At 39.9% G+C, this 13,260-nt stretch carries 22 protein-coding genes; all 22 read right to left on the bottom strand.

All coding sequences use genetic code 11. The annotated features are described in order from the left end of the window. Positions 1-4 precede the first annotated feature (4 nt). The gene (gene rplM, locus MKZ17_RS19250; protein ID WP_340725315.1) at positions 5-442 is read right to left on the bottom strand and encodes a 50S ribosomal protein L13; all 438 of its coding nucleotides are present in this window, start codon (positions 440-442) and stop codon (positions 5-7) included. A 276-nt stretch (positions 443-718) separates the two neighbouring features. Further along, the gene (truA, locus tag MKZ17_RS19255; protein WP_340725316.1) at positions 719-1,468 is read right to left on the bottom strand and encodes a tRNA pseudouridine(38-40) synthase TruA; all 750 of its coding nucleotides are present in this window, start codon (positions 1,466-1,468) and stop codon (positions 719-721) included. Between the two features lie 12 nt (positions 1,469-1,480). Continuing rightward, a complete protein-coding gene (locus tag MKZ17_RS19260; RefSeq protein ID WP_340725317.1) occupies positions 1,481-2,278 on the bottom strand; it encodes an energy-coupling factor transporter transmembrane component T family protein in 798 nt (265 codons plus the stop codon). Then, a complete protein-coding gene (locus MKZ17_RS19265) occupies positions 2,275-3,147 on the bottom strand; it encodes an energy-coupling factor ABC transporter ATP-binding protein (protein WP_340725318.1) in 873 nt (290 codons plus the stop codon). The genes MKZ17_RS19260 and MKZ17_RS19265 overlap by 4 nt, the downstream gene beginning before the upstream one ends. Further along, positions 3,123-3,968, bottom strand: a complete 846-nt coding sequence (locus tag MKZ17_RS19270) for an energy-coupling factor ABC transporter ATP-binding protein (protein ID WP_340725319.1) — start codon at positions 3,966-3,968, stop codon at positions 3,123-3,125. Before MKZ17_RS19270 ends, MKZ17_RS19265 begins: the two co-directional genes overlap by 25 nt. Positions 3,969-4,446: 478 nt before the next feature. Next, positions 4,447-4,824, bottom strand: coding sequence for a 50S ribosomal protein L17 (rplQ, locus tag MKZ17_RS19275; RefSeq protein WP_008406715.1), 378 nt, complete (start codon positions 4,822-4,824; stop codon positions 4,447-4,449). A gap of 55 nt (positions 4,825-4,879) precedes the next feature. Beyond that, positions 4,880-5,824 carry a DNA-directed RNA polymerase subunit alpha gene (locus MKZ17_RS19280; protein WP_008406717.1) on the bottom strand — a complete coding sequence of 315 codons (945 nt, stop codon included), beginning with the start codon at positions 5,822-5,824 and terminating at the stop codon, positions 4,880-4,882. A gap of 144 nt (positions 5,825-5,968) precedes the next feature. Then, the gene (gene rpsK / locus MKZ17_RS19285; RefSeq protein ID WP_340725320.1) at positions 5,969-6,358 is read right to left on the bottom strand and encodes a 30S ribosomal protein S11; all 390 of its coding nucleotides are present in this window, start codon (positions 6,356-6,358) and stop codon (positions 5,969-5,971) included. 26 nt (positions 6,359-6,384) lie between these two features. After that, positions 6,385-6,750, bottom strand: a complete 366-nt coding sequence (rpsM, locus tag MKZ17_RS19290; RefSeq protein ID WP_340725321.1) for a 30S ribosomal protein S13 — start codon at positions 6,748-6,750, stop codon at positions 6,385-6,387. A gap of 25 nt (positions 6,751-6,775) precedes the next feature. Then, positions 6,776-6,889, bottom strand: a complete 114-nt coding sequence (gene rpmJ / locus MKZ17_RS19295) for a 50S ribosomal protein L36 (RefSeq protein WP_000868344.1) — start codon at positions 6,887-6,889, stop codon at positions 6,776-6,778. 37 nt (positions 6,890-6,926) lie between these two features. Beyond that, the gene (gene infA / locus MKZ17_RS19300; RefSeq protein ID WP_016839390.1) at positions 6,927-7,145 is read right to left on the bottom strand and encodes a translation initiation factor IF-1; all 219 of its coding nucleotides are present in this window, start codon (positions 7,143-7,145) and stop codon (positions 6,927-6,929) included. Positions 7,146-7,565: 420 nt separating this feature from the next. Next, positions 7,566-8,219 (bottom strand): adenylate kinase, encoded by a 654-nt coding sequence (locus MKZ17_RS19305; RefSeq protein ID WP_340725322.1) that lies wholly within the window; start codon positions 8,217-8,219, stop codon positions 7,566-7,568. A 61-nt stretch (positions 8,220-8,280) separates the two neighbouring features. Continuing rightward, a complete protein-coding gene (gene secY, locus MKZ17_RS19310; RefSeq protein ID WP_340725323.1) occupies positions 8,281-9,576 on the bottom strand; it encodes a preprotein translocase subunit SecY in 1,296 nt (431 codons plus the stop codon). Continuing rightward, positions 9,576-10,016: a 50S ribosomal protein L15 gene (rplO, locus tag MKZ17_RS19315; RefSeq protein ID WP_340725324.1), complete on the bottom strand. Its 441-nt coding sequence runs from the start codon at positions 10,014-10,016 to the stop codon at positions 9,576-9,578. Before rplO ends, secY begins: the two co-directional genes overlap by 1 nt. Before the next feature lie 34 nt (positions 10,017-10,050). Next, positions 10,051-10,233, bottom strand: coding sequence for a 50S ribosomal protein L30 (gene rpmD, locus MKZ17_RS19320; RefSeq protein ID WP_241370785.1), 183 nt, complete (start codon positions 10,231-10,233; stop codon positions 10,051-10,053). 10 nt (positions 10,234-10,243) lie between these two features. Beyond that, entirely contained in the window at positions 10,244-10,744 is a 501-nt protein-coding gene (rpsE, locus tag MKZ17_RS19325; RefSeq protein WP_099425582.1) for a 30S ribosomal protein S5, read from the bottom strand. A 21-nt stretch (positions 10,745-10,765) separates the two neighbouring features. Then, entirely contained in the window at positions 10,766-11,125 is a 360-nt protein-coding gene (gene rplR / locus MKZ17_RS19330; protein WP_340725325.1) for a 50S ribosomal protein L18, read from the bottom strand. A gap of 41 nt (positions 11,126-11,166) precedes the next feature. Next, on the bottom strand, positions 11,167-11,706 hold the full coding sequence (rplF, locus tag MKZ17_RS19335) for a 50S ribosomal protein L6 (RefSeq protein WP_340725326.1): 540 nt from the start codon (positions 11,704-11,706) through the stop codon (positions 11,167-11,169). 31 nt (positions 11,707-11,737) lie between these two features. Next, a complete protein-coding gene (rpsH, locus tag MKZ17_RS19340; RefSeq protein WP_079523480.1) occupies positions 11,738-12,136 on the bottom strand; it encodes a 30S ribosomal protein S8 in 399 nt (132 codons plus the stop codon). Between the two features lie 29 nt (positions 12,137-12,165). Then, complete coding sequence (locus tag MKZ17_RS19345; protein WP_108714275.1) at positions 12,166-12,351, bottom strand: type Z 30S ribosomal protein S14; 186 nt, start codon at positions 12,349-12,351, stop codon at positions 12,166-12,168. A 22-nt stretch (positions 12,352-12,373) separates the two neighbouring features. Further along, on the bottom strand, positions 12,374-12,913 hold the full coding sequence (rplE, locus tag MKZ17_RS19350) for a 50S ribosomal protein L5 (protein WP_340725327.1): 540 nt from the start codon (positions 12,911-12,913) through the stop codon (positions 12,374-12,376). Between the two features lie 28 nt (positions 12,914-12,941). Then, a complete protein-coding gene (rplX, locus tag MKZ17_RS19355) occupies positions 12,942-13,250 on the bottom strand; it encodes a 50S ribosomal protein L24 (RefSeq protein ID WP_340725328.1) in 309 nt (102 codons plus the stop codon). Positions 13,251-13,260: the final 10 nt, after the last annotated feature.

Raw genomic sequence — 13,260 nt, forward strand, 5'->3', positions numbered from 1 at the left:
TTAATTAACCACGTAGCTCGTAAGCTTCTGGTTTTTGTGCAGCATGTGGATGCTCAGAACCAGCGTAAACGTTCAGTTTAGAGAACATTTGACGACCTAAAGAGTTCTTTGGAAGCATACCTTTGATTGCTAATTCAAGCATTTGAGTTGGGTATTTTTCTTTCATTTCACCCGCTGTACGTTGTTTTAAACCACCAGCGAATTGAGTGTGACGGTAGTAAATTTTATCTTGTAATTTTTTACCTGTTAACTCAATTTTTTCAGCGTTGATGATGATCACGTGATCTCCTGTGTCAACGTTTGGTGTGAAAGTTGGTTTATGTTTACCACGTAAAATAGCAGCTACTTCAGAAGCTAAACGACCTAATGTTTGGCCTTCTGCGTCAACTACTAACCATTTACGTTCTACTTCTTGGCCTTTAGCCATGAAAGTTGTGCGCATGTTTGTATCCTCCTAATCGATATAAAATTACCGTTATTTTTCATTATATACACTTATAAGTTTTCGGGGCTTATTTTGTGGTGGTAATGAAAATACCATACATCATCATATAATGTATTGAGTTAGAAGTCAAGATATTTAATTGAACACCTGGAGATGTTGTTAACCCTATTTATCGAGCTATTTTAACCTCTTAACTTACCTCGTTTTAAATTTATTTCATATTTTTTATTCACATGAATTTCACTAATTAGGTTTTTATAGCCCTTGTTTTTCTTAAGCTCTATCATAAAATACTTCTTCTAAATAGAGTCCGTGCGCCGGTGCTGTTTTTCCTGCTTGCCCTCGTTCTTTTGAGGCAATTGTTGCAGCAATAGAATGGACTTGTCGTCTTCCTGTTCCGACTTCCCATAGCGTACCTGCAATAATACGTACCATATTATATAAAAAGCCGTTTCCTGCAATCGTCATATGTAGCTCCTCACCATGCCACTCGAGCTTTAATGAATGAACTGTTCGTACTTTATCAACTACACTCGTATTGGCCGCGCAAAAGCAGCTAAAATCATGCTCCCCTAAAATTGCCTCTGCCGCCTTTTGCATCGCTTCTACATTTGGTTTAATCCCATTCGTTTCAACCGTATACAAACGTCTAAAGGGACTCTGTACAGCATTACAATCCCAAATATAACGGTAGCGCTTGCCCGACACATCATAGCGAGCATGGAAATCATCGGCTACTTGTTCAATTTGTAAAACTCGAATATCTCGAGGTAGCTGAACGTTAAGTGCCTTCATATATTTCTCAGTAGGAATCGATAAAGATGTGTCAAAATGAATGACTTGTCCCGTTGCATGAACACGTGCATCGGTACGCCCACTTGCCGTAATCTTCACCGTAGTTCCTTTATGCATCACGGCGAGCACCTTTTCAATTTCAGACTGTACCGTACGTTTTCCCGGCTGTACTTGATAGCCGGCAAATTGAGTACCGTCATAACTAATCGTTGCCTTTAATCTTGTCATCTTTCTACTCCTTTAGCTTCGTAACATCCATAAGCAAACAGCAACAACAAGAAGTACAACTAGGCTTAATGAATCCTTCATATCCCATTTTAGCTGACGATATCTTGTACGACCTTCACCACCGCGGTAGCCTCGCACTTCCATCGCTGTAGCTAAATCTTCTGCTCGCTTAAAGGCACTTACAAACAGCGGAACTAAAAGTGGTACAACGGCCTTTAAACGATCTTTTATAGGGCCCGCACTTAAATCCGATCCTCGAGCCATTTGTGCCTTCATAATTTTATCCGTCTCATCCATTAACGTTGGAATGAAGCGCAATGAAATTGACATCATAAGCGCTAACTCATGTACCGGTAGCTTTATTTTCTTCAATGGATGTAATAATGTCTCCAAACCATCCGTAATCGAAATAGGTGATGTCGTTAACGTTAAAATGGATGTAATAAACACTAAAACTAAAAAGCGTACTGAAATAAATATACCTTGCCGTAAGCCTTCTTCATAAATTTTCATAAATCCTAAATCTAATAGTACAGCACCTTCTTTTGTCATAATTAAATGTAAAATAAGGGTGAATGCCATTAGAAAGATGACTGGCTTTAATCCATTTATTAAAAAGTACAGACGGATACGTGATAGTAGTATGACAAATAACGTAAACGCTAGCAGTAGTGCATAGGTTACAACGTTATTAGCTAAAAACACAATAATAATAAAGGCAAATACAAACGACAATTTTGAGCGTGGATCTAATTGATGTACAAAAGAATTACCTGGAATGTAACGACCAAAAATCATTTTCTCCATCATTGGTCATCACGCTCTTTTCTTATAGCTTGTCCTAATTCGTGCGCAAGCTCTTCTTCCGTCAAGCACACTTTCGCTAATTTTTTATGCATCATTTGCTCAATCTTTTGCTGGAAGCGCACAATACGAGGTGGCTCTAAACGGTACTTAGCTAACGCTTCGCTATCTGCAAAAATGTCACGTGGTTCACCTGTTAATACACAGCGTCCTTCATGCATAATTGCAATTCGGTCTGCATAGCGTGCTGCGTCTTCCATACTATGTGTAACTAAAATCGTTGTTAATCCTCGACTTTTATGCAAGTCATAAAATAAATCCATTATTTCCTTTTGCCCGCGAGGATCTAGGCCTGCAGTCGGCTCATCTAATACAATCACTTCCGGTTCCATTGCAAGCACGCCTGCAATTGCAACACGGCGCATTTGCCCACCTGACAGGTCAAACGGAGACTTTTCTAATACACTCTCCGGTAAGCCAACAAGCTTAATTAAATTACGCGCGCGCTTTTCTGCATCCTTTTCCGAAACACCAAAATTCATCGGGCCAAACATAATATCCTTTAAAACAGTCTCTTCAAACAACTGATGTTCTGGAAACTGGAACACAATACCTACTTTTTGACGAATAGGTTTTAATTCTTTTTGCTTTTTCCCAGCTTCAATCGTCCGGTCACCAATTATTACAGTTCCACTTGAAGGCTTTAATAAACCATTGAAATGCTGTAGTATTGTTGATTTACCCGAACCTGTATGCCCAATTATCGCCTGGTACGTACCACTAGGAATCATTAAATCTACATGGTGAAGGGCGTATTTTTCAAATGGTGTCCCCTTTGAATATGCGTATTCTACTTGTTGAAGTTGGATGTCCATAAATCATTCACCAGCTCTTCTTCTGTCATATGTTGTCCTACAAGCTGTACACCTTGAGCTTGTAAAAGTTTTGTCATGCGCATTGCAAATGGTAAATCAAGACCAAACTCAATTAACTCATTACCTAATGCAAAAATCTCCGAGGGTGTACCTTCCGCATACTTTTTACCATCATTCATAAAAATCACACGGTCAGCTAACAACGCCTCTTCCAAGTCATGCGTGATTGATATTACTGTTAAACCAATGTGCTCACGTAGTACTTGCACTGTTTTTAACACTTCGTCCCTTCCTTGTGGATCGAGCATCGAAGTCGCTTCATCTAATATTAAAAGTTGTGGGTGCATTGCTAGTGCTCCAGCAATGGCAACGCGTTGCTTTTGACCACCTGATAAATAATGCGGCTCATGATTAATAAAGCCATCCATCTTTACTTGCTTTAAAGATTCATGCACACGTTGTACCATTTCTTCATAAGGTACGCCGTTGTTTTCAAGTGAAAATGCGACATCATCCTGTACAGTTGCACCTACAAATTGATTATCTGGATTTTGAAATACCATTCCGATTTGAGAACGAATATCCCATAGATTCTCTTCTGTTAGCACGTCATGCTTAATACGTACTTCTCCTTGCTCTGGAAATAGTAAACCGCTCATTAATTTTGCCATTGTTGATTTACCAGAACCGTTATGTCCTACAATCGCAATCCATTCACCCTTGTGAATCGAAAAGGATACATTTTGAACAGCTTTACGTGCTTCTGGCTGATCTGGCGTATATGAAAATGTTACGTCATTGAATGATAAAATCTCTGTCACGCGTGTCTTTTCCCCTCTCTATTCTCTGCTCTACAAATAACTTACACAATTTTTCTATGTGCCGCTACCTTTCCCCAGGAAATAATAACAGACATATATAAAAATAAAGCACGTTTTCAAACAAGTCGGACTCATAGGCCACCTATTTAAACGTACTTTATGTTTGCATATGTATAAATGGAAGTGAGGTGCTCAAACCTCCATTCCAATTAAAATAAAAAAGCGCGCACCTCATTCAGAGAAATGCGCTTGTCGTTACATTTACAAGGTGACGAGGTGCTCAAGCCTAGCCACCTGATGAATGAGGTGCGGAGAGCTAAACGAGACGCCAGCATAACATGCTCCGCTCATCATAACGCTCAGCTTAATTATTGTCGTATAAATCATTTTAATAAAAGCACACGTATATGCTTAAGAAAAAAGAGGGGTGCGGGTTCAACCGGTGAACCGGACACCCCTCTTCACCATTTCGTTAGAATTAAACTAATTCGATAACTACTACAGGTGCGCCGTCTCCACGACGAGGACCTACTTTAAGAATACGAGTGTAACCACCTTGACGCTCTGCATAACGTGGTGCGATATCGTCAAATAATTTTTGAAGTGCGAAAACAGTTTTTTCTTCTTCGCCTTCTCCAACTGTTACTAGCTCACGACGGATGAATGCAGCCGCTTGACGACGAGCATGTAAATCACCGCGTTTACCTAAAGTAATCATTTTCTCAACAGCTTTACGAGTTTCTTTAGCACGCGCTTCAGTAGTTTCGATGCGCTCGTTGATGATTAAATCAGTAGCTAAGTCACGTAATAATGCTTTACGTTGAGAACTTGTACGACCAAGTTTTCTGTAACCCATGGACGTTTCCCTCCTTTATTTGTATCTGATCTAGCTAAATTTTATAATTTTTCGCTTAGTCTTCTTTACGTAATCCTAAACCAAGCTCTTCTAACTTATGCTTAACTTCTTCTAAAGACTTACGACCTAAGTTACGTACTTTCATCATATCGTCTTCTGACTTATTAGCTAACTCTAATACCGTATTGATACCAGCGCGCTTTAAGCAGTTATAAGAACGAACAGAAAGATCAAGCTCTTCGATAGTCATCTCTAATACTTTTTCTTTTTGATCTTCTTCTTTTTCGACCATGATTTCAGCAGTTTGTGCTTCGTTCGTCATGCCTACGAAGATATTTAAATGCTCAGTTAAAATTTTCGCTCCTAGCGAAATCGCCTCTTTTGGACCGATGCTGCCATCTGTCCACACATCAAGTGATAACTTGTCGTAGTCAGAATTTTGTCCAACACGAGTGTTTTCAACTTGGAAGTTGACGCGTGAAACTGGAGTGTAAATAGAGTCGATCGGGATCACGCCGATAGGAAGATCCTCACGTTTGTTTTGATCAGCAGGAGTATAACCACGGCCGCGTTGTGCGTACATACGCATACGTAAGTGACCGTTTTTAGCGATTGTTGCGATATATAGATCTGGATTTAAAATTTCTACATCACTGTCATGTGTAATGTCAGCAGCCGTAACCGTTCCGTCACCCTTTACATCAATCTCAATGACTTTTTCTTCGTCAGAGTAGATTTTTAAAGCAAGCTTTTTCACGTTTAAGATAATTGATGCAACATCTTCTACAACACCTTCTACAGTTGAGAATTCGTGTAGTACGCCGTCAATTTGAATTGACGTTACAGCAGCTCCAGGTAATGAAGACAAAAGGATACGACGTAGAGAATTACCCAAAGTGTTCCCATATCCACGTTCAAGCGGTTCTACAACAAACTTGCCATACTTGGCATCTTCGCTAATCTCCACTGTTTCAATCTTTGGTTTTTCAATTTCGATCATTCCAATTTACCCTCCTTCAAAACATCTAATGTATAGGTTCAAACCATCATAGTTGTCAATCTAAGATAGACTTTATATATGCACAAGACTTTTGCACAAAGAAACATGATGTACCTAGAAGATTATACCTCTAAGTTGCACCCATTACACGCGACGACGTTTTGGCGGACGGCAACCGTTATGAGGAACTGGAGTAACGTCTTTAATAGCAGTTACTTCTAAACCAGCAGCTTGAAGTGCACGAACTGCAGCTTCACGACCAGAACCAGGACCTTTAACTGTAACTTCAATAGTTTTTAAACCATGTTCCATTGAAGATTTTGCAGCTGTTTCAGCAGCCATTTGAGCTGCGAATGGAGTAGATTTACGTGAACCACGGAAACCTAAAGCACCAGCTGAAGACCAAGATAATGCGTTACCTTGCACATCTGTGATCGTTACGATTGTATTGTTAAATGTAGAACGGATGTGTGCAATACCAGATTCGATATTCTTTTTCACACGACGTTTACGAGTTTGTTGTTTACGAGCCATGTTAAGAAGGAACCTCCTTTACTTAATTATTTTTTCTTGTTCGCTACAGTTTTACGAGGACCTTTACGCGTACGAGCGTTGTTCTTCGTATTTTGACCACGAACAGGTAAACCACGACGGTGACGGATACCACGGAATGAAGCGATTTCCATTAAACGTTTGATGTTTAATGAAATTTCACGGCGTAAATCACCTTCTGTTTTGTAAGAGTCTAATTGTTCACGAATTTGGTTTAATTGATCTTCTGTTAAGTCTTTAACACGAGTATTTTCGTCAATACCAGCAGCTGCTAATACTTTTTGAGAAGTCGTTTTACCAATACCGTAAATGTAAGTTAATGAAATTACCACGCGTTTGTCGCGAGGAATGTCAACACCAGCAATACGTGCCATATACGTTGTGCACCTCCTTGTTTAATTACCCTTGTTTTTGTTTGTGTTTAGGATTTTCACAGATTACCATTACTTTACCGCGTCGGCGAATTACTTTACATTTTTCGCAGATCGGTTTCACAGATGGTCTCACTTTCATCTAACCTAACCTCCTTAATAGTCCGGAGTGCAAAAGATTATTTAAAACGGTATGTGATACGACCGCGAGTTAAATCATAAGGAGATAACTCAATAGTAACCTTATCTCCAGGTAGGATACGGATAAAGTGCATACGAATCTTTCCAGATACGTGTGCAAGCACAGTGTGCCCATTTTCTAATTCTACCTTAAACATCGCGTTTGGCAAAGTCTCAACAACTGTCCCTTCGACTTCAATTACATCGTCTTTCGCCATCTTCTCGTCTCCCTTCTATATGCTATTATCAAAAAACTCGTTTGAGCTCTTGCAACTGTTTTCTCCTAAATAAGAAGCAACTCGTTTCAACATATGTTTTGGATTGCATGAGAGATGTTCAATAAGACGCTCGTCTGGTTTCGCTTCACACAATCCATGGATGTACAGTATCCGGTAAAGGAACTGTATCCCTTATGTTAACACGATAGCCGGAATGTCTTGGATGAGAGATTCATACCCGTTACACAGATGCTTCCACGAAACCCATTATACCTTGAAAAGATGTCATCACACGATAAAAGTGCTCAACCTTTCCCAGTATATACCGGGCACAATATGCTTTTGCAACTCTCAAGAAATTATGTTTCGTTGTTGCCTCCGCATGACTACCGCGGAAGCTGTCTAGCGCCCGGACGGATATCAGCTGCGGCTGCCCTGTAATAGAGCATCAAGATCAGCAAATACTTTAGAAATTTCTTGCTGTCCATTAATATTTTTAAGTACACCCTTTGCTTCATAGAAATCAAGTAAAGGTTGTGCTTGGTTCATATTTACTTCCAGGCGGTTTGCAACAGTTTCAGGATTGTCATCCGCACGTGTGTATAACTCGCCTCCATCTTTATCACATTTTCCTTCCACTTTTGGTGGATTGAAAACTAAATGATAGGACGTACCACAAGTTTTACAAATACGGCGGCCACTTAAACGTGCAATTAATTCATCTTTTTCAACTTGAACATTAATTGTATGCTCAACTGGACGACCTAATTCTTCAAGGATGCTATCTAAAGCTTCTGCTTGAGGAACTGTACGTGGAAATCCATCTAATAAGAATCCTTTTTCACAGTCTGGTTGTGATAGACGCTCACGAACGATACCAATCGTTACTTCATCAGGAACTAATGCCCCTTGATCCATAAACGATTTCGCTTGTAAACCTAGCTCTGTACCATCTTTAATAGCGGCACGGAACATGTCACCTGTAGAAATATGAGGGATAGCGTACTTCTCAACAATTTTGTCAGCCTGAGTACCTTTACCAGCACCTGGAAGACCCATTAAAACGATATTCATACGAATGCTCCCCCTTTAAACTACGCTGGCTCAGGAAACACAATTGTTTCCTAAACCTGCATTATTTCATAAAGCCTTTATAATGACGTTTCACTAATTGAGACTCTAATTGTTTCATTGTTTCAAGAGCAACACCAACTACGATTATCATACTTGTTCCCCCGATTTGAGCCGAAGCTGGTAGGTTCATAAAGTTAATGAAGATAATTGGCATGATTGAAATAACTACTAAGAATAGTGCCCCAACAAATGTTAGACGATAAAGAACTTTTGTTAAATAAGCTTGTGTGTCATTACCTGGGCGAATACCCGGGATATAAGCACCTTGCTTTTTCAAGTTGTCGGCCACATTTTCCGGATTCACTTGGATGAATGCGTAGAAATATGTGAAGGCAACGATTAAAGCAACATATATAATCATCCCTACTGGTTTTGAATAGTCAAATGTGTTCGAGATGAATGCTGTTACATTATTGTCACCGAAGAATGACGCTAAAGTTTGTGGTGTTACAATAAACGCTACTGCGAAGATTACCGGAATAACCCCTGCAGCATTCACTTTTAATGGTAAGTGTGTTTGTTGAGCACCAACTTTTGGCGAATTACCTGCAACTCGTTTTGCATATTGAATTGGAATTTTACGCAACGCTTGTTGAATATAAATAACACCAACTACAACAGCTAGTAGCACTAAAATTAATAAAATAAGGATAGCAACCTTAATGAAAAGTTGATCTCCTGCTCCTTCAATTTGTTGTGCATACACTTGGTTTACTGCGTTAGGAATCGCAGCGACGATACCAGCGAAGATAATGATTGAAATACCATTACCAACACCATATGCAGTAACTTGTTCAGATAACCACAATAGGAAAGCAGTACCCGCTGTTAACACGATTGAAATCGTTAAATACGATTGAATACTAGTATCCATGATCAATGATCCACCGTAGAACTGGTTAAACCCGAACGACATCGCGAAAGATTGAATGAAAGCTAATACAATTGTGAAATAACGTGTGAACTGAGCTAACTTACGTCGACCCACATCACCTTGTTTCGCCCATTCTGCAAACTTAGGCACAACGTCCATTTGTAATAACTGAACAATAATTGAGGCTGTGATGTATGGCATAATACCCATCGCGAAGATAGAGAAGTTTGCTAAAGCACCACCGCCAAACGTATTAAGGAAACCAACTAAGTTAAACTCATCAGTTGCCTTTAATACATCTGCGTTAACGTTAGGTACCGGGATAAATGTCCCGATACGAAAAACGATTAACATTAATAGTGTAAAGATGATTTTATTTCGTATATCTCGAACGCGCATAAAGTTAGAGATTGTCTGAAACATTAAATCACCTCAGTTGTTCCGCCAGCGTTCTCGATCGCTTCTTTAGCTGAAGCAGAGAACTTGTGAGCTTTTACTGTAAGCTTAACGTTTACAGTACCATGACCTAGAATTTTAATTCCAGCTTTTTCGTTGCTCACGATACCAGTTTCTAACAGTAATGCAGGTGTTACTTCTGCACCAGCTTCGAAACGGTTTAAAGTGTCAAGGTTAACGATAGCGTATTCTTTACGGTTGATGTTCGTAAAGCCGCGTTTAGGTAAACGACGGAATAGTGGGTTTTGACCCCCCTCAAATCCTGGGCGAACGCCGCCGCCTGAACGAGCGTTTTGACCTTTATGACCTTTACCTGCAGTTTTACCGTTACCAGAACCGATACCACGACCAACGCGGTTACGAACTTGACGTGAACCTTCTGCTGGTTTTAACTCATGAAGTTTCATAATGGGTGGCACCTCCTTGTTCGAATAATTGAAATTAGATTTCTTTAACAGTAACTAAGTGAGCTACTTTTGTAATCATTCCGCGGATAGCAGCGTTATCTGCTTGTTCCACAGTTTGGTTTAATTTACGTAATCCTAAAGCCTCTACAACTTTACGTTGGTTTGGTTTAGTACCGATTACAGATTTTGTAAGGGTGATTTGTAATTTAGCCATTATAATTCCCCCCTTATCCTAATAACTCTTCCACTGATTTACCGCGTAGTTTTGCTACATCCTCTGCGCGTTTTAATTCAGTTAAACCTGCTACAGTTGCACGCACCATGTTGATTGGTGTGTTTGAACCAAGAGATTTTGAAAGAATATCAGTAATACCAGCTAGTTCTAGTACGGCACGTACTGGACCACCAGCGATAACTCCTGTACCAGGAGCTGCAGGTTTGATTAAGATTGAACCTGCACCGAAGCGACCTTGCACTAAGTGTGGAGTAGTTCCACCCACGCGTGGTACTTCGATTAAGTTTTTCTTCGCGTCTTCAACAGCTTTGCGGATTGCGTCTGGAACCTCTTGAGCTTTACCAGTACCGAAACCTACATGACCATTTTTATCTCCAACTACAACTAATGCAGTGAAGCGGAAGCGACGACCACCTTTAACAACTTTAGCAACACGGTTAATAGTAACTACGCGTTCTTCAAGTTCTAATTTGTTTGCGTCAATGCGACTCATGAAGTATGTCCCTCCTTCTTATTAAAATTCTAAGCCGTTTTCACGTGCAGCTTCAGCTAAAGCTTTCACACGTCCATGATATAAGTAACCGCTACGGTCAAATACCACAGTAGTAATATTTTTTTCAGCAGCGCGTTTAGCGATTGATTCACCGATTTTAGCAGCAGCTTCTACGTTTGAGCCCATACCTTCGAAAGCTTTTTCTTGAGTATTAGCAGAAACTAAAGTTACGCCAGCTACATCGTCGATTAGTTGTGCATAAATGTTCTTGTTAGAACGGAATACGTTTAAACGAGGACGTTGTGCAGTACCCGAAATTTTAGAACGAACACGCCCATGACGTTTTTTACGAACTTGATTTTTGTCTTGTTTCGTAATCACAGAGGTCACTCCTTTCAAAAATTAATGCAAATTAGGCTGCATTATTTACCTGTTTTACCTTCTTTACGGCGAACGAATTCACCTTCGTAACGAATACCTTTACCTTTGTATGGCTCTGGTGGACGTACGTCGCGGATGTTAGATGCTAAAGCACCAACACGCTCTTTAGAAATACCTTTAACGATGATTTTCGTGTTCGAAGGAACTTCGATCTCTAAACCTTGCTCAGGTGTAAACTCAACTGGGTGAGAGTAACCAACGTTTAATACAAGCTTGTTGCCTTGTAATTGTGCACGGTAACCTACACCGATAAGTTCTAGAGCGCGAGAGAAACCTTCAGAAACACCAGTTACCATGTTAGCTAATAACGCACGAGTTGTACCGTGGTTAGTACGGTGTTCTTTAGAATCAGAAGGACGAACAACAGTGATGATGTTGCCTTCTTGCTCGATTTTCATATCTTGATTGAATTGACGAGTTAATTCGCCTTTTGGACCTTTAACTGTAACAGTGTTGTCAGCAGTGACTTCAACTGTAACGTTAGCAGGAACCTCGATAATCTTTTTACCTACGCGAGACATTTATGTTGCACCTCCGTTCTTTTCTTACTAATTACCAAATGTATGCTAAGATTTCTCCGCCAACTTGTTTAGCGCGAGCTTCTTTATCAGTTAATAAACCATTTGAAGTTGATACTAAAGCGATACCAAGACCGTTTAATACTTTTGGTACTTCATTTGTTTTAGCATATACACGTAAACCTGGTTTAGAAATACGTTTAAGACCTGTAATAACACGCTCATTATCTTTACCGTACTTTAAGAAGATACGGATGATACCTTGCTTGTTGTCTTCTACATACTCTACGTCACGTACAAAACCTTCACGCTTTAAAATTTCAGCGATCTCTTTTTTTACGTTAGAAGCAGGAACTTCTAACTTCTCGTGACGAACCATGTTCGCATTACGAATGCGAGTAAGCATATCTGCAATTGGATCTGTCATTGTCATGAAATTTACCTCCTTCCCAAATTAGGGGATTACCAGCTGGCTTTTTTAACGCCAGGAATTTGTCCCTTATATGCAAGTTCACGGAAACAAATACGGCAAAGTTTAAATTTGCGGTATACAGAGTGTGGACGGCCACAGCGTTCACAACGTGTGTATTCTTGTACTTTGAACTTTTGCGTGCGTTGTTGTTTAACAACCATTGATTTTTTAGCCACGTTTTCGCCCTCCTTGATTAAATTACTTTTGGAACGGCATACCGAACTGTGTTAATAACTCGCGAGCTTCTTCGTCAGAATTCGCAGTAGTTACGATCACGATGTCCATACCGCGTACTTTTGAAACTTTATCGTAATCGATTTCCGGGAAAATTAATTGTTCTTTAACACCTAATGTGTAGTTACCGCGACCGTCGAATGCTTTTTTAGAAACACCACGGAAGTCACGTACACGTGGAAGTGCGATTGAGATTAATTTATCCAGGAATTCGTACATACGCTCACCGCGTAATGTAACTTTAGCACCGATTGCTTGGCCTTCACGTAAACGGAAACCAGCGATTGATTTTTTCGCTTTAGTTACAACTGGTTTTTGACCAGTAATGATTGTTAATTCTTCCACTGCTACATCTAGAGCTTTAGAGTTTTGAACAGCGTCACCAACACCCATGTTGATTACGATTTTCTCCACTTTAGGAAGTTGCATAACTGATTTATATTCGAACTTGCTCATTAGAGCAGGTGATACTTCGTTTAAATATTTGTCTTTTAGGCGGCTCATGTGTGTACCTCCCTTCTTAGTTTACTTATTAGTCGATTACTACACCTGATTTTTTTGCAACACGAACTTTTTTGCCATCTTTGATCTCAAAACCTACACGAGTCGGCTCGCCAGATTTAGGATCGATTAGCATTACGTTCGAAACGTGGATTGCAGCTTCTTGAGATACAATACCACCTTGTGGGTTAAGTTGGTTAGGTTTAACGTGTTTCTTAACGATGTTTACACCTTCAACAAGAACGCGTTCTTGTTTTGGGTAAGCAGCTAAGATAACGCCTTCTTTACCTTTATCTTTACCAGTAATTACTTTTACTTTATCGCCCTTTTTAACATGCATTATGTGTCGC

It is taken from the genome of Solibacillus sp. FSL R7-0682, from assembly GCF_038005985.1.
In the GTDB taxonomy this organism is placed as follows: Bacteria; Bacillota; Bacilli; order Bacillales_A; family Planococcaceae; genus Solibacillus.

What these genes read in the sequence shown, in the direction of transcription:
- infA (WP_016839390.1), bottom strand. Translation starts at nt 7,145, where the DNA reads ATGGCGAAAGACGATGTAATTGAAGTCGAAGGGACAGTTGTTGAGACT.
- rpsH (WP_079523480.1), bottom strand. Translation starts at nt 12,136, where the DNA reads ATGACAATGACAGATCCAATTGCAGATATGCTTACTCGCATTCGTAAT.
- rplE (WP_340725327.1), bottom strand. Translation starts at nt 12,913, where the DNA reads ATGAGCCGCCTAAAAGACAAATATTTAAACGAAGTATCACCTGCTCTA.
- rplQ (WP_008406715.1), bottom strand. Translation starts at nt 4,824, where the DNA reads ATGGGTTACAGAAAACTTGGTCGTACAAGTTCTCAACGTAAAGCATTA.
- MKZ17_RS19305 (WP_340725322.1), bottom strand. Translation starts at nt 8,219, where the DNA reads ATGAATATCGTTTTAATGGGTCTTCCAGGTGCTGGTAAAGGTACTCAG.
- rplM (WP_340725315.1), bottom strand. Translation starts at nt 442, where the DNA reads ATGCGCACAACTTTCATGGCTAAAGGCCAAGAAGTAGAACGTAAATGG.
- rpsE (WP_099425582.1), bottom strand. Translation starts at nt 10,744, where the DNA reads ATGAGTCGCATTGACGCAAACAAATTAGAACTTGAAGAACGCGTAGTT.
- rpsM (WP_340725321.1), bottom strand. Translation starts at nt 6,750, where the DNA reads ATGGCACGTATTGCTGGTGTTGACATTCCTCGCGACAAACGCGTGGTA.
- truA (WP_340725316.1), bottom strand. Translation starts at nt 1,468, where the DNA reads ATGACAAGATTAAAGGCAACGATTAGTTATGACGGTACTCAATTTGCC.
- rplO (WP_340725324.1), bottom strand. Translation starts at nt 10,016, where the DNA reads ATGAAACTTCATGAGTTAAAACCAGCAGAAGGTTCACGTCAAGTTCGT.
- rplF (WP_340725326.1), bottom strand. Translation starts at nt 11,706, where the DNA reads ATGTCTCGCGTAGGTAAAAAGATTATCGAGGTTCCTGCTAACGTTACA.
- MKZ17_RS19280 (WP_008406717.1), bottom strand. Translation starts at nt 5,824, where the DNA reads ATGATCGAAATTGAAAAACCAAAGATTGAAACAGTGGAGATTAGCGAA.
- secY (WP_340725323.1), bottom strand. Translation starts at nt 9,576, where the DNA reads ATGTTTCAGACAATCTCTAACTTTATGCGCGTTCGAGATATACGAAAT.
- rplX (WP_340725328.1), bottom strand. Translation starts at nt 13,250, where the DNA reads ATGCATGTTAAAAAGGGCGATAAAGTAAAAGTAATTACTGGTAAAGAT.
- rpmJ (WP_000868344.1), bottom strand. Translation starts at nt 6,889, where the DNA reads ATGAAAGTGAGACCATCTGTGAAACCGATCTGCGAAAAATGTAAAGTA.
- MKZ17_RS19260 (WP_340725317.1), bottom strand. Translation starts at nt 2,278, where the DNA reads ATGATGGAGAAAATGATTTTTGGTCGTTACATTCCAGGTAATTCTTTT.
- MKZ17_RS19265 (WP_340725318.1), bottom strand. Translation starts at nt 3,147, where the DNA reads ATGGACATCCAACTTCAACAAGTAGAATACGCATATTCAAAGGGGACA.
- rpsK (WP_340725320.1), bottom strand. Translation starts at nt 6,358, where the DNA reads ATGGCTCGTAAACAACAAACTCGTAAACGTCGTGTGAAAAAGAATATC.